The 18,447-nt window shown below is 71.9% G+C and carries 18 protein-coding genes; 4 read left to right on the forward strand and 14 right to left on the reverse strand.

Annotation, left to right across the window (positions count from 1 at the left end; all coding sequences use genetic code 11):
- Positions 1 to 106: 106 nt before the first annotated feature.
- Together EG812_RS24015 and EG812_RS24020 are read right to left on the reverse strand one after the other, a co-directional pair.
- A complete protein-coding gene (locus EG812_RS24015) occupies positions 107 to 1,024 on the reverse strand; it encodes an alpha/beta fold hydrolase (RefSeq protein WP_126712820.1) in 918 nt (305 codons plus the stop codon).
- A gap of 201 nt (positions 1,025 to 1,225) precedes the next feature.
- On the reverse strand, positions 1,226 to 1,555 hold the full coding sequence (locus EG812_RS24020) for a hypothetical protein (protein WP_013735286.1): 330 nt from the start codon (positions 1,553 to 1,555) through the stop codon (positions 1,226 to 1,228).
- 313 nt (positions 1,556 to 1,868) lie between these two features.
- On the opposite strand from EG812_RS24020, the gene EG812_RS24025 reads away from it, so the two are divergent.
- Together EG812_RS24025 and EG812_RS24030 are read left to right on the forward strand one after the other, a co-directional pair.
- A complete protein-coding gene (locus EG812_RS24025) occupies positions 1,869 to 2,360 on the forward strand; it encodes a DUF3145 domain-containing protein (RefSeq protein ID WP_013735285.1) in 492 nt (163 codons plus the stop codon).
- Between the two features lie 95 nt (positions 2,361 to 2,455).
- Entirely contained in the window at positions 2,456 to 4,204 is a 1,749-nt protein-coding gene (locus EG812_RS24030; protein WP_126712821.1) for a glycoside hydrolase family 3 protein, read from the forward strand.
- A gap of 30 nt (positions 4,205 to 4,234) precedes the next feature.
- Here the strand turns inward: EG812_RS24030 and EG812_RS24035 are convergent, their stop codons facing one another.
- The 6 genes from EG812_RS24035 to EG812_RS24060 form a co-directional block, all read right to left on the reverse strand.
- Complete coding sequence (locus tag EG812_RS24035; RefSeq protein WP_126712822.1) at positions 4,235 to 4,885, reverse strand: lipoprotein; 651 nt, start codon at positions 4,883 to 4,885, stop codon at positions 4,235 to 4,237.
- Between the two features lie 146 nt (positions 4,886 to 5,031).
- Entirely contained in the window at positions 5,032 to 6,258 is a 1,227-nt protein-coding gene (fabF, locus tag EG812_RS24040; protein ID WP_013735282.1) for a beta-ketoacyl-ACP synthase II, read from the reverse strand.
- 2 nt (positions 6,259 to 6,260) lie between these two features.
- Positions 6,261 to 6,500 carry an acyl carrier protein gene (locus tag EG812_RS24045; RefSeq protein WP_013735281.1) on the reverse strand — a complete coding sequence of 80 codons (240 nt, stop codon included), beginning with the start codon at positions 6,498 to 6,500 and terminating at the stop codon, positions 6,261 to 6,263.
- Positions 6,501 to 6,584: 84 nt separating this feature from the next.
- Positions 6,585 to 7,529, reverse strand: coding sequence for a beta-ketoacyl-ACP synthase III (locus tag EG812_RS24050; protein WP_013735280.1), 945 nt, complete (start codon positions 7,527 to 7,529; stop codon positions 6,585 to 6,587).
- Positions 7,526 to 8,524: an ACP S-malonyltransferase gene (locus EG812_RS24055; RefSeq protein WP_126712823.1), complete on the reverse strand. Its 999-nt coding sequence runs from the start codon at positions 8,522 to 8,524 to the stop codon at positions 7,526 to 7,528. Before EG812_RS24055 ends, EG812_RS24050 begins: the two co-directional genes overlap by 4 nt.
- A gap of 78 nt (positions 8,525 to 8,602) precedes the next feature.
- On the reverse strand, positions 8,603 to 9,886 hold the full coding sequence (locus tag EG812_RS24060) for a PucR family transcriptional regulator (RefSeq protein ID WP_269764260.1): 1,284 nt from the start codon (positions 9,884 to 9,886) through the stop codon (positions 8,603 to 8,605).
- 131 nt (positions 9,887 to 10,017) lie between these two features.
- Between EG812_RS24060 and EG812_RS24065 the strand changes: the two genes are divergently transcribed.
- A complete protein-coding gene (locus EG812_RS24065) occupies positions 10,018 to 10,383 on the forward strand; it encodes a hypothetical protein (RefSeq protein WP_126712824.1) in 366 nt (121 codons plus the stop codon).
- A gap of 139 nt (positions 10,384 to 10,522) precedes the next feature.
- On the opposite strand, the gene EG812_RS24070 is transcribed toward EG812_RS24065, so the two are convergent.
- The 4 genes from EG812_RS24070 to EG812_RS24085 form a co-directional block, all read right to left on the reverse strand.
- Positions 10,523 to 11,173, reverse strand: coding sequence for a hypothetical protein (locus EG812_RS24070; RefSeq protein WP_043721642.1), 651 nt, complete (start codon positions 11,171 to 11,173; stop codon positions 10,523 to 10,525).
- Between the two features lie 272 nt (positions 11,174 to 11,445).
- Complete coding sequence (gene gltX / locus EG812_RS24075) at positions 11,446 to 12,855, reverse strand: glutamate--tRNA ligase (protein ID WP_126712825.1); 1,410 nt, start codon at positions 12,853 to 12,855, stop codon at positions 11,446 to 11,448.
- Positions 12,856 to 12,870: 15 nt separating this feature from the next.
- A complete protein-coding gene (locus EG812_RS24080) occupies positions 12,871 to 14,142 on the reverse strand; it encodes an MFS transporter (protein WP_126712826.1) in 1,272 nt (423 codons plus the stop codon).
- Entirely contained in the window at positions 14,139 to 15,488 is a 1,350-nt protein-coding gene (locus EG812_RS24085) for a GH1 family beta-glucosidase (RefSeq protein WP_233579609.1), read from the reverse strand. Before EG812_RS24085 ends, EG812_RS24080 begins: the two co-directional genes overlap by 4 nt.
- A 188-nt stretch (positions 15,489 to 15,676) precedes the next feature.
- On the opposite strand from EG812_RS24085, the gene EG812_RS24090 reads away from it, so the two are divergent.
- A complete protein-coding gene (locus tag EG812_RS24090) occupies positions 15,677 to 16,123 on the forward strand; it encodes an SRPBCC family protein (RefSeq protein ID WP_013735272.1) in 447 nt (148 codons plus the stop codon).
- A gap of 86 nt (positions 16,124 to 16,209) precedes the next feature.
- Here the strand turns inward: EG812_RS24090 and EG812_RS24095 are convergent, their stop codons facing one another.
- Positions 16,210 to 17,136, reverse strand: coding sequence for a DUF8832 domain-containing protein (locus EG812_RS24095; RefSeq protein ID WP_126712827.1), 927 nt, complete (start codon positions 17,134 to 17,136; stop codon positions 16,210 to 16,212).
- Positions 17,133 to 18,422: a choice-of-anchor B family protein gene (locus EG812_RS24100; RefSeq protein WP_013735270.1), complete on the reverse strand. Its 1,290-nt coding sequence runs from the start codon at positions 18,420 to 18,422 to the stop codon at positions 17,133 to 17,135. Before EG812_RS24100 ends, EG812_RS24095 begins: the two co-directional genes overlap by 4 nt.
- Positions 18,423 to 18,447 lie beyond the last annotated feature (25 nt).

The raw sequence follows: 18,447 nt of genomic DNA on the forward strand, positions 1-18,447 counted from the left end.
GTGCTCCTCGTCCCGCCGCCCGGCCAACCGCACGAGATTACGCCCCGCCGTCCACGTGCAAGGAAGGGCACCTTGTTAACGCGTCAGGTAGAGCAGGGGTCCCTTGTTAACAGTCGCGGACGGGGCTGGTGTCGAGGACCCGGCGCAGCACGCCGGAGAGTGCGCCGTTGACCTCCTCGGCGCGTTCCATCATCAGCATGTGGCCGGCGCCGGGGCACACCACCAGGTCGGTGGCCGGCAACGCCTCGGCGATCGACTCCGCGCACGGCGGTGGGGTGAGCCGGTCCCGGTCCCCGACCAGGGCGGCCGCCGGCAGATGGGCCAACGCGGCGAGCGTCTCCAACCGGTGCTGGGCGCCGATCGACGCCCGGAACCCGCCGATCGAGCGCAGCGAGGCGCGAGCCACCGCCGAGGTGACCAGGCGGATGTCCGCCGGATCGCAGCGCTCACCGAAGAGCATCCAGCGGATGCTGGGCTGCAGCGCCCGCAGCAGGGCCCGGGGCGGACGCCACGAGCCGCAGCGGGCCAACACCCCGGCCCCGGTGGTCTCGGCCAACCGGATGATCCGGGCGATCCGCGGTGAAAGACCGTAGACGGTGTGCGTGTGCCCCTCGGCGGTGGTGGAGACGAAGAGCAGTCCGGCCGTACGGCGCGCGAAGTGCTCGGGGTGGCGGTGGGCGTACTCCATGATCGTCATGCCGCCCATCGAGTGGCCGACGAGCACCACCCGGCCGCCGCCGGAGGAGACGGTGTCCAGCACGGCGGCCAGATCATCGCCGAGCTGGGCCAGGGTGGCCGTGGGCAGCGCCATGCAACTGGACCGGCCGTGCCCGCGCGCGTCGTAGGTGACCACCCGCACCGACGGATACGTCTCGCGCAGCGCCGCCACCTGCCGGTGCCAGCTGCGCCCGTCCAGCGTCCAGCCGTGCAACAGCACCACGGTGACCTCGGCGTCCGCCGGTCCGCTGGCTTCCACATGCAGGCGTACGTCGTCAGGAAGCCGTACTTCGACCTGCTCTGGCATCGCCACCTCCCCCATGGCCGCGCGAGTGCGCAACACCGGGGATACCCGGTGGTAACACCGGCTACCCGCCATGACACCACGAGAACCGCGATGTTGAGAAGATTCCGGTTCGGGTCCCCTGCTCGACCGGCTGGGCCGGAGACGACGAAACGCCCGCCGAGAAGACCCGACGGGCGTTTCGTGGTGGTGCGGGAGGCTGGCTCAGCCCTCGAAGACGCCGGCCTCGACCAGGCGCTTCTCGGCGGCGTCCCAGCCGTCGCCCGGGTGGGCGGCGTTGAGGCTGTTGATCTCCGCCCGGATCTTGGCGGCGTGGCCGGCGGCGGCCAGCACCCGGATCTCCTCGACGAAGGCCTCGGAGTCGGTGCGCAGGTGCACGGTCTTGCCGTTGGTCAGGTTCCGCACGTAGGCGTGCTTGCCGCCGTTGAGCGGGATCAGGTACTTGAACTCGCCCAGCACGCTGAGGGCGCCACCCTGGCCAGCCTGGCCGGCCCGGACTGACGCGCGCGCGGTCTTAGAGGTGTTGCTCGCCACGGAGGTACTCCTTGCAAGACGTACGGAGGACGGAACGTCCGGGGGCTGTTGCGGGGCGGCACCCGATGGGAGGCCCCGCGAGAGGCTTACGCGGCACAGGCCGCCGATGGAACTGTACACGACCCACGATCCCGGCTGGTCATCGCGGCGTCACGAGGTGGAACGGCGGTCACCTGTCCGGGTATTCCGACCGGCGGATTTTCCGATTCCCTGGCGCACCATCCGTCCCACCAGTCATCATGTGTGACAACAACGCACCCGGAATCGGTCGAGGTCGTAGGGGAAGACGCACCTCGCTCTCCGGGAGGTCACCGTGCCAACGCGTGGCGTCGTATACGTCCATTCGACCCCGCTCGCCGTGTGCTCACACGTCGAGTGGGCGATCGCGCGCGTCCTTGCCGCGCCGGTCAACCTGCAATGGACCGCCCAGCCCGTCGATCCCAGCGCCCGCCGGGCCGAATGCGGCTGGTCCGGTCGCGCCGGGACGGGCGCCGAACTGGCTGCTGCCCTCCGGCAGTGGCCCATGATCCGTTTCGAGGTCACCGAGGAGCCCAGTCCGGGCGCCGACGGTGAACGCTTCATGTACGTCCCCGGCCGCGGGCTGTTCCGGGCCACCGTGGGCGCGGCCGGGGACATCCAGCTCGGCGAGGACCGGCTGCGCAGCATCATGGCCGCCGCGCGGGGACCCGAGGCCCTCGCACACGCTCTCGACAAGGCACTCGGCAGCGCCTGGGACGCCGAACTGGAGCCGTACCGCTACGCCGGGGACGGCGCGCCGGTGACGCTGCTCACCAGGGTCGGCTGAGCGTCGCCGACCACCCGGGATCTCCGTCCGGGCGGTCGGGGGCGTCGCCCGGCCGCCACCGGACCAAGTTGCCCGATACGCGGTGAGCTGGTGGGATGGGCCGCGTGTCGACTACCCCTCGGCGTGTCGCCGCCGTGCTCGTCGCCGTGACCATGCTGCTCGCCTCCGGTTGCTCCCAGCCCGGGCAGCGTCCCGGCTCGGCCCCGGCGTCCGGCTCGACGTCACCGTCCACCCCGGCGGCACCGGATCCCTCGCCGACCGCCACGCCGGACGACCCGGCCACCCGGGCCGCCGCTCTGGTCGCCGAACTCGGCGACGAGGACCTGGTCGGCCAGGTGCTCATGCCGTACGCGTACGGCGACCGGGCGACCCAGGTGTCGGCCGGATCGGCCGCCGGAAACCGGGCCCTCGCCGGAGTGGACACCCCGGCAGAAATGATCGAGAAGTACCGGCTCGGCGGACTTATCCTGGTCGGCTTCAGTGCCGACGACCCCACCCAGGGCAACCAACCGACCACCAACGTCGACAACCCGAAGCAGGTCCGCGAGTTGACCACCGGGCTGCGCGAGGCCGCCGGGAAGCTGGCCGCCGGTGCGGCACCCCTGCTCATCGGCACCGACCAGGAGTACGGCGTGGTCACCCGGGTCACCGAGGGAGTGACCCTGCTGCCCAGCGCCCTGGCCGCCGGGGCCGCCGCTGATCCCGCGCTGACCGAGGCGGCCTGGCGGGCCGCCGGCACCGAACTGGCCGCCATGGGCATCAACGTCGACTTCGCGCCGGTCGCCGACGTGCTTGTCACCCGCAGCGCGGTGATCGGGTCCCGGTCCTTCGGCGCGGACCCGCAGCGCGCCGGGCAGCAGGTCGGCGGGGCGGTACGCGGACTGCAGGCCGCCGGGGTGGCGGCCACCGTCAAGCACTTCCCCGGGCACGGGCACAGCGCCGACGACTCCCACCAGGACCTGCCCGTGCTCAGCCAGTCCCGCAAGAAGTTGGCGGCGCAGGCGTGGCCACCGTTCACCGCCGGCATCGAGGCCGGTGCGCTGGCCGTGATGTCCGCCCACCTCGACGTCCGGTCGGTCGACCCCGGTGTGCCGGCGACCTTCTCGTACAAGCTGCTCACCGAGGTGCTGCGCGGCGAACTCGGCTTCCAGGGCGTGGTGGTCACCGACGGCATGAACATGGCACCGGCGCGCCGCTGGGGGCCGGGGGAGGCCGCGGTACGCGCCCTGAAGGCCGGCAACGACCTGATCCTGATGCCGCCGAATGTGAGCCAGGCGTACGACGGGCTGCTGGCGGCGCTGCGGGACGGCTCGTTGCCCCGGGCCCGACTGGTGGAGGCGGCCACCCGCGTGCTGACCATGAAGTTCAGCCTCGCTGGCGCGCCGACGCCGGAGTTGTCCGCGCTGGCCACCCCGGCGCACCGGGCGGCCGCACGGGCGTTGGCCGCCGCCGCGGTGACCGTGCTGCGCGGCCGGTGCGACGAGGTGGCGATCCGTGGACCGGTCACCGTCACCTCCTCCGACGGGCGGGCGCACACCCGGACCGCGTTGACCGAGGCGCTGACCGAGGCCGGGGTGCGGGTGGTGGCCAGCGGCGGCACGATCGTGCACCTGGTCGGGTACGGCGACCGCGCCGGGGACCTACGGGCCGACGCGGCGGTCACGGTGGCGATGGACACCCCGTACGTGCTGGGTCAGGCGAAGTCGCCGACGCTGCTGGCCACGTACTCGTCGAGTCGGGCCTCGATGGAGGCGCTCGCCGACGTGCTGGCCGGCAAGGCAACTGCGCCGGGGCGTTCTCCGGTCCCGGTGTCCGGGCTGTCCGCCACCACCTGCGCCGGCTGACGCCACGGTCAGCACGGGCGCCGGCGGCGCTCAGGGCGTCGCGGTCAGCGTGTCGCGGGCCAGCCGGTACGCGGGCAGCAGGTCGAGCGGGTCACCGAAGCTGGTGCTGCTGGCCTCCAACAGCACCGTCGCCCCGCCGACCCGGACCACCAGCGCCCACTCCCGGATGTCCTCGTCGAGCAACTCCCGATGGCTCAACCAACTCGCCTCGATCACGTCGAGGTCGCCGACACGGGTCTGGCGGTACTGCGGATCGGTCGCCTTCTGCTCGGCGGCGACGAACGCCTCCAGCGTCTGCCGGGCCGGGGCGTCCGCGTCGTCGGCCGTCCACACCCGCAGGAAGCCCGACGCGACCGCGCGGCCGTCCACCTCGCAGCGCGCGGTCGTGCCGCCGCGTCGGGTCAACGCCTCGGCCACGGCAGCGGCCACCTCGTCGTTCGGGTCGGCGGTCTTGATCTCACTTACCCGCCACCCGTCGGCCAGTCCGAACGTCACCGGCAGCGGACAGGGGGCACCGGCGCCTACCGTTTCGCTCGCCGTGGCCGCGGTCACCTCGTCGTGCCACGGCGCACCCGTCGCGGCACCGCCGGGCTGCTCGCCGGTATCGGTCTGCGCACCGCCGCCGCAGCCGGCGAGCAGCCCGATGGCCAGGGCCGCCAGCGCGAGCCGGGATCGTCGCACGATGTCCACTCCCCGTTGTTGATCTATTGAAGCGCTCAGCAAAGCGAAACCGGGGGGCGCCGTCAAGTCGGTAAGCCCGCTGCGCCCGACGACACGAAACCCCTGCCGTCGCGATGACAGCGACGGCAGGGGTGACGGGCGGACGGTCAGGCGCGGGTGAAGACCAGCGCCACGTTGTGACCACCGAAGCCGAACGAGTTGTTCAGCGCGGCCTCGATCGACATCTCGCGGGCCTTGTTGGTGACCACGTCGAGGTCGAGACTGTCGTCCGGGTCGTCCAGATTGATCGTCGGCGGCACCACACCGTCGCGGATCGCGAGGATCGTCGCGATCGACTCCAGCGCACCGGCGGCACCGAGCAGGTGCCCGGACATGGACTTGGTCGCGGTCAGCACCGGGTGGTCGCCCAGCGCCTGGTGCAGTGCCTTGATCTCGGCCAGGTCGCCCACCGGCGTCGAGGTGGCGTGCGCGTTGACGTGCACGATGTCCGACTTGGCGACGTCCGCGTCGGCGATCGCCTTCTCGATCGCCCGGATCGCCCCCGCACCCTCCGGGTGGGGCTGGACGATGTCGTAGCCGTCGGAGGTGATGCCGGAGCCGGCCAGCCGGGCGTACACCCGGGCACCTCGGGCGGCGGCGTGCTCGGCGCGTTCCAGCACCACGATGCCGGCACCCTCACCGAGGACGAACCCGTCCCGACCCTTGTCCCACGGCCGCGACGCCCGCTGCGGCTCGTCGTTGCGGGTCGACATGGCCCGCATCGAGGCGAACCCGGCGATCGGCAGCGGGTGGATGACCGCCTCGGTACCGCCGGCCACCACCACGTCGGCGCGGCCGGACCGGATCATGTCCAGACCCAGCGCGATCGCCTCCGCGCCGGTGGCACAGGCACTGGCCACCGAGTGCACACCCGCCTGGGCGCCGAGTTCCAGGCCCACCCAGGCGGCCGGGCCGTTGGGCATCAGCATCGGCACGGTGTGCGGGGAGACCCGGCGAGGGCCGGAGGCCTCCAGGATGTCGTCCTGGGCGAGCAGGGTGACTGCGCCGCCGATGCCGGAGCCGATGCTGACACCCACCCGTTCCCCGTCGGGCCGGGCGTCGGCCAGGCCGGCGTCCGCCCAGGCCTGGTGGGCGGCGATCAGGGCGATCGCCTCGGAACGGTCCAGCCGGCGCAGCTTCACCCGGTCCAGCACGGTGGCCGGGTCGACCGCCAGCTGGGCGGCGATGCGGACCGGCAGCTGCTCGGCCCACTCCTGGGTGAGAGCACTCACCCCGGAGCGGCCGTTGAGCATGGCGTCCCAGGTCGACGCGACGTCCCCGCCCAGCGGGGTGGTCGCGCCGAGCCCGGTGACGACGACGTCGGATCGAGTCATGATCAGGACTGCGCCTCGATGTAGCTGACGGCGTCCCCGACCGTCTTGAGGTTCTGCACCTCGTTGTCCGGGATCTTGACGCCGAACTTCTCCTCGGCCGCCACCACGACCTCCACCATGGAAAGGGAGTCGACGTCCAGGTCGTCGGTGAAGGACTTCCCCTCGGCCACGTCGTCCGGGCTCACCCCGGCAACCTCTTCGAGGATCTCGGCGAGGCCGGCGGTGATCTCGTCACGGGTCATTGCGGTGGGTTCCTCTCATCGGGTTTCTCTCGGCGGCGGCGACGCCACCGCCTTGCTCCTCGGCGACGACGCGCCGAGGGGGTATCAGGGGCAGCGGACGACCTGACCGGCGTAGGTCAGGCCGCCGCCGAAGCCGAACAGCAGCACCGGCGCGCCCGAGGGCACCTCACGGCGCTCGACCAGCTTGGACAGGGCCAGCGGGATGCTGGCCGCGGAGGTGTTGCCGGACTCGACGAGGTCCTTGGCGATGATCGCCTGCGGGATGTTCAACCGCTTGGCGATGCCGTCGATGATCCGGGTGTTGGCCTGGTGCGGCACGAAGGCGGCCAGCTCGGACGGGTCGACCCCGGCCCGCTCGCACGCCTGCAACGCCAGGGGCGCCAGCGCCGTGGTGGCCCAGCGGAACACCGTCTGGCCCTCCTGGGCGACGTACGGACGCCAGCCCTCGATGCGTACCGCGTCGCCCCGCTCGGGCACCGAACCCCAGATCACCGGGCCCACGCCGGGCGCTTCGTCCGTGCCGGTGGCGGTGACCACCGCGGCACCCGCGCCGTCACCGAAGATGATGCAGGTGGAGCGGTCGGTCCAGTCGGTGAACTCGGAGAGCTTCTCGGCGCCGATCACGATGGCGTTGCGGCTGGCACCGGCGCGAATCGCGTGGTCGACCGTGCCGAGCGCGTACGAGAAACCGGAGCAGGCGGTGTTGACGTCGAACGCACCGGGGGCGCTGATGCCCAGCTTGGCGGCGACCCGGCAGGCCACGTTCGGGCTGCGGTCGACCGAGGTGCAGGTGGCGACGACGACCAGGTCGATATCGGCGGCGGTCAGGCCGGAGTTCGCCAGGGCCTTGTCGGCGGCGGCAGCGGCCATGTCGGCGACGGTCTCGTCACCGGCGATGCGCCGGCTGACGATGCCGACCCGGTCGCGGATCCACTCGTCGTTGGTGTCCACCAGTTGGGCGATGTCGTTGTTGGTCACCACCCGGGACGGCTGGTAGTGGCCTAGCGAGAGGATCCTGCTGCCGCTCATGCCGAGCTCTCCCTGCGGTCGGTCTCGTCGCGAGACTCGTTCGAATCGAGCCGGCTGCCCGGCTCCTGGCGGGCGGTCGTGCCGTGCCGGGCGATCAGGTCGCGGGCGGCGGGCAGGTCGTCCGGGGTGTTCAAGGTGACGATCTCCGGGGCGCCGTTGCCCTTGAGTTCCCGCTTCACCAGGCCGGCGAGCGTGCCTGCGGGCGGCAGTTCGATCACCGCGGTCACGCCGAGTTCGGCGAGGGTGGCCATGCAGAGGTCCCACCGGACCGGGGCGGTGACCTGGCGGACCAGCCGCTGCAGGACCTCCCGGCCGTCGTCGACCGGCGCGCCGTCAAGGTTGGACAGCAGGATCCGGGTCGGGTCGTCCGGGGTGATCCCGTCTGCCACCGAGGCCAGCGCGGTCTCCGCCGGGGCCATGTACGGGGTGTGGAACGCGCCGGCCACCTGGAGGCGGATGATCCGCGCCCGGGTCGGTGGCTCGGCAGCGAGCTTCTCCAGCCCGGCGACCGCACCGGCGGCCACGATCTGGCCACTGCCGTTGCGGTTCGCGGCGTGCAGGCCGTGCCCGTTGATCACGGCGACCACCTCGTCCGGGTCGCCACCGAGCACGGCGGCCATGCCGGTCGGCTCCAGCGCGCAGGCGGCAGCCATCTCCCGGCCGCGTACGCCGGCCAGGGTGATCGCCGCCTCGGTCGACAGGGTGTCGGCCAGCGCCGCCGCGCCGAGTTCGCCGACGCTGTGCCCGGCGGTGAGGGCCACCTCGGTCAGCGGCAACTGCTCGGCGGCGAGCAGGGCGGCGGCCACCAGCAGCGGCTGGGTACGGGCCGTGTCCCGGATCTCGTCGGCGTCGGCCTTGGTGCCCAGGTGAACCAGATCGACCTCGGCCAGTGTCGACCAGCTGCGCAGCCGGTCTTCAACGCCGGTCAGGTCGAGCCAGGGAGTGAGGAAGCCGGGTTTCTGAGAACCCTGGCCGGGGCAGAGTACGGCGAGCACGTGTATGACTCTCCCGGATAGCCACGCGATGCGCTGTGCCGACTGACACCAAACCGCACTAGGACCTTTGGAGGGATCCTACAAAGATTGGCGATGATCGTCACTTGCCTGTGATCTTTTACCGGCGGGTGGGGGCAATGTCTGGGTCGGTACCACCGGGTCCAGCCGACCCACCGTCAGCGCGACACGCAGGGCGAAGGCGTCCCGTGGCATCAGCGGGCTGAACCCGGTGACGTCGGAGATCCGCCGCAGCCGGTAACGCACCGTGTTCGGGTGCACGTACAACGCCCGGGCGGCGCTCTCCAGCGTCCCGCCCGCCGCGAAGAACGCGTCAAGCGTCTCCAGCAGTTCGCCGCCGGCCCGCGCCAGCGTCGCGTACACATCGTGCCGCAGCCGCCGACGGGCCTCCGCGTCACCGGCCAGAGCCCGCTCCGGCAGCAGGTCGCCGGCGTGGACCGGGCGGGGCGCGGTGGGCCAGGCCGGTGCCGCGCGGTAGCCGGCCAGCGCCGCCCGCGCCGACTCGGTCGCCTCGTCCAGGCTCGGCACCGCCGGGCCGACCACCACCGGCCCCGGACCGAACGCGGTGAGCAGCTTGCCGGTGGCCGCCACCGGCTCGGCCGCCCCGCCGAGCACGATCACCAGCCGGTCGCCGTGCACGCCGCCGATCACCTCCACACCGATACGCCGCGCCTGGCGGTAGACGTTGTGCAGGACGGCGGCCACCTCACCGCCCGGGGAGGTGCCCACCGCCACCGCCACCGGCGGCGCGTCCGTCCAGCCGAGGGCCGCGGCGCGGCTGGCCAGCACGTCCGGGGAGTCACCACGCAACAGCGCGTCCACCAGCAGGGCCTGCAACCGTGCGTCCCACGAGCCACGGGACTCCGCCGCCCGCGCGTAGACCCGGGCGGCGGCGAAGGCGATCTCCCGGGAGAAGCGCAGCACCGCATCGCGCAACTGCGGCTCCTCGCCGGGGGCGGCGAGCTCGCTCACCTGCTCTTCGACCACGTCGATGGTGACCTTGATCAGTGCCACGGTCTGCTGGAGGGTGATCGAGCGGGCCAGCGCCTGGGGCGCGGTGGCGAAGACCTCGTCGGAGACCTCCTGGGTGCCCTCACCGGTACCACCGCCCGACCAGAGCCACTGCACCAGGGAACGGACGCCGGCCTGGGCCACCAACATCACCCAGGAGCGCTGGTCGGCCGGCAACTCCCGGAACCAGGGCAGCGTCTCGTCCATCCGGGCCACGCTGGCGGTGGCCAGGGTGCCGGCCGCGCGTTCGATCCGGCGCAGCGTGGCCGACAGTTCCGTCCCGCCCGATCCGCTCACCCACCTAGCCTGACATGCCCTGAACTGGACCTTCACGGCAGCCGTCCGGTCCCATCCCTGACCTCGACCGGGTACGCGGTGCGTGGCGCGTCGGTACCGGCCAGTACCGTGTCAGGACACGTCGGGTGGGCACCGGCGGGTGAGGGCGAGAGCGTGAGGAGAAGCCGATGGCGCAGGGGGACGCCGAATACGGCTGCGCCCAGGACGAGCCGAGCCGACCGGGCGCTCACGAACAGCCGGCCACCGCCAAGCACCACCACCGGCGGCCGACCGGCCTCAGCCAACCGGCCGACGCGCATGCCGGCTGGACGCCGGAGCGTGGCGACGAGGAGCCGGCGGTCGCGCGACCCGGCCCGACCGAGCCGGCGGTGCCCCGGCAACGGGCGGCCGAACCGCCGGTCGAGCCGGTCGAGCCGGACGCCTCCGGCTGCCGCAGCGAGCAGCCCGGCTGGGCCGGCGCACACCGACACGGCCCGGTACGCCCGGCTCGCCGCGCCACCCGACGGGAGCGCCCACCGCGACGCTGGTGCTGATCACCCGACGCTGGTCCCGATTGCGGTGTCGAGCGCCCCGACGCTGGTGCTGAGCACCAGACGATGGTGTCGAGCGCGCCGACGATCAACGCCCGGCCAGGCCGGGTGTCGATCGCGTGGGTGAGCGGTGAGCTGACGGTCAGCGGGTCCGGCGGCGGATCAGCAGGGCGATCCCGGCGAGCCCGAGGGTGATCACGACGACCACCGCGACGTTGAGCAGCAGGAGGCGACGCAGTTCCCCGAAGGCCTCGTTGATGTCCTGCGCCGGGTTGAGGGTGTCCTCCGGGATGATCCGTTCGCCGCCGCCGATGCCACCGCTGACCGCCTCGTACGTGCGCTCCAGCGGTACGCCGGCGGTGCGCAGCGTCTCGGACATGGTGACGCGGCCGAGGAACCAGGCCGCCGTGGTCTTGCGCGAGTCCGGCTGCTTGGCCGGCCGGTAGACCCGGGGCCCGCCGACGGCCTTCGGGTAGAGGTCGTAGGTCTGCTTGGGAACGTCGCCGGCGAGCACCACGACTGTGTACTTCGGACCGAGATTCGCCTTCTTCGGGCTGCCCGGCTGGCGTACCAGCACCTTGGCGCTGACCTGGTCGACGATGGCCTTGACATGCTCGGGATGCTGCTCGGCACGCAGTCGCAACGGTTCGGCGAGGCCGTGCCCGGTGATGTCCACCCCGGCCGGCGGCGACTTCGGTGCCGCCTTCGCCGGTTCCGCCACGGTGAGGGACAGCAGCATGGCCGCCAACCCGCCCAACGCCACTACGGCCAGTCGCCTCATCCGTCGGACCATGCCGCCTCCTCGCCCCGTTCGATGGTGGCTCTGCTGCAGGAGTCACGTGCCGGAAGCTGACGGCGGTGACCGTACCCGCAGGACGGGTACCCACCTAAAGACTCCGCCGAACGTCGATCGGTTGCAGCCGGTGGAACACTAATTGGAACTATCTGCGATCTCGACTCGGCACGGTAGCGGTCGTCAAGCAGTGGGCGGATCTTACCTGTGCCGGGACCAGTGATGCAGGCAGGATAACCTGCCGCCGCCACCGGGGCGGTGTCGGTGGCCGCCTAGACGAGGCGTAGCCGGGCGGCGCGCAGGCGGGTGAGCGTGCGCTCGGGGCCGAGCACCTCCAACGACTCGAACAGCGGCAGGCCGACGGTGCGGCCGGTGACCGCGACCCGTACCGGCGCCTGGGCCTTGCCGAGCTTGAGTCCACGCTCGGCACCGACCGCCTCCAGGGTGGCCTTGAGTGTCTGCGCGTCCCAGGAGTCGACCGCCTCGAAGGCGGCGATTGTCGCCTCCAGCAGCTCGGCCGATCCCTCCTTCATGGCCTTCGTCCAGGCCGCCTCGTCGATCAGGGGCGTCGCCACGAACAGGAAGTCGACGTTCGGCACGATCTCGCTGAGCACCGCGATCCGGGTCTGGGCCAGGGGCGCCACCGCGGCGAACACCGCCGGGTCGAACTCCTCGGGCTGCCACGGCGGCGGCGCGATGGTGCCGGTGCCGGTCAGCCACGGCCGGCAGGCCTCGATGAACTCCTCGACCGGCAGCGCCCGGATGTACTCGCCGTTGAACGCGCGCAGCTTCTTCTCGTCGAAGAACGCCGGTGACGGGTTCACCTCCGACAGACGGAACTCGTCCTCGATCACCGACCAGGGCACGATCTCCCGGTCCCCGGAGGGCGCCCAGCCCAGCAGCATCAGGTAGTTGCGCATGGCGGCGGCGAGGTAGCCCTCGTCCCGGTACGCCTCCAGGGCGACCTTGTCGCGGCGCTTGGACAGCTTCTGCCGCTTCTCGTTGACCACCACCGGTACGTGCGCCCAGACCGGCGGCTTGACGCCGAGGGCGTCCCAGAGCAGTTGCTGCTTGGGGGTGTTGGGCAGATGCTCCTCGGCCCGGATCACGTGGGTGATCCCCATGGTCATGTCGTCCACCACGTTGGCCAGCAGGAACACCGGCGAGCCGTCACCCCGGGCGATGACGAAGTCCTCGATGAGCTTGTTCTCGAAGGTCGGCTCGCCGCGGATCAGGTCGGTGACCACCGTGGTGCCCTCGTCCGGGGTACGGAACCGCAGCGCCCGGCCCTCACCCGGCGGCAGACCCCGGTCGCGGCAGTAGCCGTCGTAGCCGGTGTACTGGTTGCCGGTGCGGGCCTGCACCGCCTCGCGGGTGCAGTCGCAGTAGTACGCCCGGCCCGAGTCGTGCAGCCGGGCGGCGGCGGCGCGGTGCTCCTGCGCGTACGAGGACTGGAAGTAGGGGCCCTCGTAGCTGTCCCGGGAGATGCCGATCCAGTCCAACGCCGACAGGATGCCCTCGGTCCACTCGGGCTTGTTGCGCGCCGCGTCGGTGTCCTCGATGCGCAGCACGAACACCCCGCCCTGCTGCTTGGCGTAGATCCAGTTCTGCAGTGCCGAGCGGGCACCGCCGACGTGGAACATACCGGTCGGGGATGGGGCGAAGCGCACACGTACCGTCACGACCACAGCCTACCGTCAGGGCACCGAGCGGATCTTCAGCACCAGCACGCTACCGAGGACGGTCACCGCGGCCGTGGTCGCGTACAGCGCCGGATAGCCGCCCAGGTACACGACGATCGGGGCGGCGATGGCCGGACCGAGCACCTGCGGCGCCGAGTTGGCGATGTTGATCACGCCGAGGTCCTTGGCCCGGTCGGTGGCCCGCGGCAGCACCTGCGTGATCAGGGCGGCGTCCACCGACAGGTACACGCCGTAACCGGCGCCGAGCAGCAGCGCGGCGACGATCGCCATCGGCCAGGTGGGCGCGGCGGCCAGCAGCAGCGCCGCCACCGCCATCACCATCCCGGCGGCGATCACGAAGACCTTCCGTCTGCCGGAGCGGTCCGACAGCCGGCCGGCGATCACCGTGGTGGCCATCAGCCCGGCGGTGTAGAGCAGGATCAGCACCAGCAGGCCGGTGTCGGGGTCGGCCAGCCGTACCTCGTCGGTGAGGAAGTAGAGCAGGTAGAGGGTGCCGAAGGCGTTGCCCAGCTGGACCAGGAACCGGGTGATCCAGGCCCACCCGAAATCGGGGTGGCGACGCGGCGACACCCACATGCCGGCCAGCATGCCGCGCAGCGCCGGCCGGTGCGTACGCGGCAGCGGATCGTCGGTGGTGCGCAGGGCGAACGGCACCGCGAGCAGCACCACGGCCGCGGCGATCGCGTAATAGCCCGCGGCGTTGCCGGTGACCACGGCGGTGACCAGCACCACGCCGAGCACCAGCCCGAGCGCCTGCGGGATGCCGACCCAGCCGGAGACACCACCCCGCTGCGCCACCGGCACCCGGTCCGGTACGGCGGCGGTCAGGCTGGCCAGCATCGCGTTGAAGCACACCTGCGCGGCGACCCAGCCGACCGTGACCGCGGCGACGGTACGCGCCTGGGCGAGCAGCACCAGCGCCAGCGCACCGATCAGCGCCCCACCGACGGTCCAGACGTGCCGGCGACCGAGTTCCCAGCGCCCGAACCGCAGGCAGGTCCGGTCCGACAGCGCTCCGGCGAGCGGGTTGGCCAGCACCGCGGCCAGCGCGCCCACCCCGGTGACCACCGCCAGCATGGTCTCCTTGTCCGTCGGCGCGATCTGCTCGATCTGCTGCGGCAGCAGCACCTGGATCGGGGTGAAGAACGCCATCCAGACGCCGAGGTTCGCGGCGAACAGCAGCGCGATCCAGCCTCGCCGTACCGGCACCGTCGGCTCGGCGAGCGCCGCCGGCAGCGAGGCCGGCATCGGGTCGACGGTGGTCACCGGGCGGTGTCCCGCCGGGCCGTCGCGATGACCTCACGCAGCCAGGCGTACGACGACTTCGGGGTACGCCGTCCGGTGGGGTAGTCGACGTGTACCAGGCCGAAGCGCTTGGTGAAGCCCTCGGCCCACTCCCAGTTGTCCAGCAGCGACCAGACGAAGTAGCCGGTGACGTCGACCCCGTCGTCGACGGCGGCGCGTACCGCCCGCAGGTGGCCGTCGAGGTAGGCGATCCGGTCCGGGTCGTGCACCCGGCCGTCGGCGTCGGGCTCGTCGTCGTAGGCGCAGCCGCTCTCGGTGATCTGGACCGGTGGCAGGTCGGCGCCGTAGCGACCGTGCAGCCAGCCGAGCAGTTCGCGCAGCCCGTCCGGGGCCACCGGCCAGTCGAAGGCGGTACGCGGATAACCGTCGAGCGGCACCAGCTCGAACGGCAGCGGTGAGCCGTCCTCGGGTGCCCGTACGCCTGTGGGGTTGTAGTAGTTGACCCCCAGCACGTCGATCGGCGCGGCGATCACGTCGAGGTCGCCGTCGCGCACGGCGCCCTGGTCGAAGCCCAGTTCGGTCGGGTAGCCGCGGCCGAACAGCGGATCGGTGAACAGCTGGTTGTGCAGCGCCTCGTACGCCGCGACGGCGGCCCGGTCGGCCGGGCCGTCACCGGCGGCGCGTACGGGGGAGTAGTTGTTGGCGATGGCGACCGGGGCGGCGGTCCGGGCGCGCAGCGCGGTGACCGCGAGACCGTGGCCGAGCAGTTGGTGGTGGGCGACCGGGAAGGCGTCGAAGAGCAGCGCCCGGCCGGGGGCGTGTTCGCCGGTGCCGTGACCGAGGCTCATGTGGATGAACGGCTCGTTGAGGGTGATCCAGAGTTTGACCCGGTCACCGAGGCGCTCGGCCACCAGGTCGGCGTACTCGGCGAAGCGGTGTGCGGTGTCCCGGTTGAGCCATCCGCCGGCGTCCTCCAACGGCTGCGGCAGGTCCCAGTGGAACAGCGTGGCGACCGGGTCGATGCCGCGCTCCAGCAGCCCGTCGACCAGCCGTTCGTAGAAGTCCAGCCCAGCGGGGTTGACCGCGCCGCTGCCGGTCGGCCGCACCCGGGGCCAGGCCACCGAGAACCGGTACGCGGTCACTCCCAGCTCGGCCATCAGGGCGATGTCCTCGGCGTAGCGGTGGTAGTGGTCGCAGGCGACGTCGCCGCTGCTGCCGTCGACGATCCGTCCGGGGGAGTGCGCGAAGGTGTCCCAGATGGACGGTCCCCGCCCGTCGGCGCCGGCCGCACCCTCGATCTGGTACGCCGATGTGGAGACGCCCCAGCGGAATCCGGCGGGGAAGCTGGGCATAGCTGCGGTCGACATGCGCCCTCCCGGAGAAATGCGAAACGTGTTCGGGACTCTAGGGCGCGCAGGGGCTCGGGTCTATAGGCCGATGTGCATGGGAAAGCAATACCTTTCGGCGTGTCTTTTGCGAACACGTCCGCATACGTCCGATTTGACGCATAGAGTGCCGATATCGTGGGATGTCCTCACTGGAGGAAGACGGAATAATGATCCTCGTGGAACGCAGCGCGCACGTGGCGGCGCCGGTCGAAGCGGTCTGGGATGTGGTACAGCGGGCCGAGCAGTTGCCCGCCTGGCTGGCCGGCGTCCGTGCGGCCGAGGTTCTCTCGGGAGAGGGCTTCGGCAGACGGCAACTGGTCCAGGCCGGACGCGGCGCCGCGCACGAAGCCGAGGTGATCGCCTACCAGGAACCGACGCTGATCGGCTGGCGGGAACGCGCGAAGGGCGCCGGTGCCCGAGCGGAGGCGCGCACCGAGATTTACGTCCAGCTCACTCCCGACGAGGAGGAGGGCGGCACGATCGTGCGGCTGATCGTCGTACGCTGGCCGGCCGGCCCGGTCAAGGCCGCCCTGCTGCGACTCGGCCTGCGTCGGGTCGGCGCCGATCTGGAGGACTCGCTGGCCCGGCTGACCGACCTGGCCGCCGTCGGCTGACCGGCCGCGTCCTGGCGTCACCCGCGACGGTGGCGGCCCCGGTGTCCCGTCCAGAGGCACCCGGGCCGCCACCGCTTTCGCGACGCTCACACGACCACGGTGAACGCGGCGACGCGTACCTCGTCGAGATGCCGGAACTCGAAGAACAGCCGGTAGGTCCCGGCCGATGGCACGGTGACCCCGAACGCCACCACCGAGCTGGGTTGGCTCGCCGCCGCCGGATGCACGTGCAGGTACGCCAGGTCACCCTGGCGCAGCGCCACCAGGTGCCCGTACGCGCCCAGGTGCAGTTGCAGGTCGTTGACCGGCTGCCCGTCGCGGCCGAGCCAGACCAGCACCTGGTTGGACTCGCCGGGCCGCAGGCCGCCGTCCAGGGTGACCGTGTAGCCGTCCACCAGCACGGTCTCCTCGGGTGGGGCGAGTTCCTCGGCCGCGTACCGACCGGGAACCGGCAGGTCGATGCCGAGCGTGGTGCCGGCCGCCGCCCCCGTCGGCCAGAAGTCGGCGATCGCCCGTAGCGGGCCGGGTGCGGCCGGGGTGATCGTGACCCGCCAGCTGCCGTCCGGCGACATCTCCGGATGCACGTGCTGATACCCGCCGAGGTCGCGGCCGACCAGGATCAGGTGCAACGGCCGGTCGTGGACCACCTGGAAATCGGTGAGCGCCGCCCCGGCCGTGTCGGTGATCCGGAAGACCAGCTCACCCGGCTTGCCGGCACGCAGCCTCGCCTGGTCCACGGTAAGCGTCCAGCCGTCCCGGGAGACCTCCAGCCCGCCGGGCCCGTGATTGGCGTGGGCGAGCGCCCCGGCCGCCGCCGGCCGAGCCGGAGCGGTCGTGCCGCCGGCCCGACCCGCGAAGAAGCCGACCGCCAGGGTCAGGCCGAGCACCAGGACGGCGGCGGCGTAGCGACCGACCCGACCCGCCGGTGCACCGTCGGGGCCGGGGCGCCCCGGCTGGGACGCCCCGTCCACGATCTCGGCGAGGGTCGCCGGCCGCTGGTCGGTCGTGGTCACGACAACCGGGGCTGCAACACGAACAACCCCTGCTCGATACCGCTGACCACGACGATGCCGCTGGGATAGTAGGGGTAGACGCTCCACGCGCCGTTCATCGACGCGCTGTTGCTCGACGGGTAGATGTCGAAGAAGCCGGCCTCGGTGGCCCGGCCGCTGGACACGTCGGTCAGGTCCAGGATGCGCAGCCCGGCCCGGTAGTTGGCCTGGTAGCTGTACCGGCCCTTGACGTACTGGTTGTGGTCGGTGGCGGCGACCCCGCTCGGCGCGCTGTAGGTGCCGATGTGCCGGGGGGCGTCCAGGTCGGCCAGGTCCCAGATGTACGTCTGGGTGTTCACCCCGCGCCGGGACTCGTCCAACTCGTCGTCGAGCAGGAAGTACCGCTGGTCCTCGGTGAACCACCCCTGGTGGGTGTACGCCCGACCGGTGTAGCCGATGCGGGCCAGCTGCCGGGGCGACGACTTGCTCGTCACGTCGACGATGGTCACCGTGTCCTCGTTGGAGCTGACGCAGATCTCCCGGCCCGAGTACGCGGTGTCCGGCCCCCGGTAGACGACGCACTGGGTGTCGTGGGTGTAGCCGTCGTTGCTGACGCAACCCGCCGAGACCGGTGACTTCGGGGTCCGGATGTCGATCATGTGCAGGCCGCCGCTGCAGGTGTTGGTGCCCACCGCGTACGCGTACCCGGTCTGCTCGTTGATCGCGATGTTGTGCGAGTTGCCGAACCCGCTGTAGTGCGCGTTCGCCGTCCAGGTCTGCGGGGTGGTCACCCCACGCAACCGGGTGAGGTCGAAGACCTGCATGCCGTGACCGGAGACGTCCGCCACCACGTACGCGTGGTCGCGGTAGACCTTGATGTCCCGCCAGACCGCCGTGCGGTTCTGGTACGCGGGCAGGTTGCCCAGGTAGACCGGGGCGCTCGGGTTGGACACGTCCACGAAGGAGGTGCCGTTGCGACGGCCGACAAGCGCGTACTCCTTGCGGGTCTGCGGGTCGGTCCAGCCCCAGATGTCGTTGGCCTGGCTGCCGCCGATGCTGGACAGCGGCATGAACGACAGCAGGTCCACGTTGCGGCAGGGGTAGCCGGCTGCCTGACCGTTGGTGCAGGCGGTAGCGGCCTGGGCGGCCATCTGCTGGGTGGGTTCACGCTGGGCCATGAACTCCTGGGCCGAGGCCCGCCCGGCGGGGGTCGCGGGATCGTGGGCCACCGAAGGCGAGCCCGGCCCGAGCATCGACACCACCAGGGCGCCGACAGCCAGGGCCAGGCCGATCCGGACAGGTCGCATGTGCACTCCCTCCCGTCGCGCCCGG

It is taken from the genome of Verrucosispora sp. FIM060022, from assembly GCF_003977705.1.
In the GTDB taxonomy this organism is placed as follows: Bacteria; Actinomycetota; Actinomycetes; order Mycobacteriales; family Micromonosporaceae; genus Micromonospora; species Micromonospora gifhornensis.

Coding starts and splice junctions, on each gene's coding strand:
- EG812_RS24090 (WP_013735272.1), top strand. CDS start 15,677: ATGATCCTCGTGGAACGCAGCGCGCACGTGGCGGCGCCGGTCGAAGCG.
- EG812_RS24045 (WP_013735281.1), bottom strand. CDS start 6,500: ATGACCCGTGACGAGATCACCGCCGGCCTCGCCGAGATCCTCGAAGAG.
- EG812_RS24015 (WP_126712820.1), bottom strand. CDS start 1,024: ATGCCAGAGCAGGTCGAAGTACGGCTTCCTGACGACGTACGCCTGCAT.
- EG812_RS24065 (WP_126712824.1), top strand. CDS start 10,018: ATGGCGCAGGGGGACGCCGAATACGGCTGCGCCCAGGACGAGCCGAGC.
- EG812_RS24030 (WP_126712821.1), top strand. CDS start 2,456: ATGGGCCGCGTGTCGACTACCCCTCGGCGTGTCGCCGCCGTGCTCGTC.
- EG812_RS24100 (WP_013735270.1), bottom strand. CDS start 18,422: ATGCGACCTGTCCGGATCGGCCTGGCCCTGGCTGTCGGCGCCCTGGTG.
- EG812_RS24050 (WP_013735280.1), bottom strand. CDS start 7,529: ATGAGCGGCAGCAGGATCCTCTCGCTAGGCCACTACCAGCCGTCCCGG.
- EG812_RS24085 (WP_233579609.1), bottom strand. CDS start 15,488: ATGTCGACCGCAGCTATGCCCAGCTTCCCCGCCGGATTCCGCTGGGGC.
- fabF (WP_013735282.1), bottom strand. CDS start 6,258: ATGACTCGATCCGACGTCGTCGTCACCGGGCTCGGCGCGACCACCCCG.
- EG812_RS24070 (WP_043721642.1), bottom strand. CDS start 11,173: ATGGTCCGACGGATGAGGCGACTGGCCGTAGTGGCGTTGGGCGGGTTG.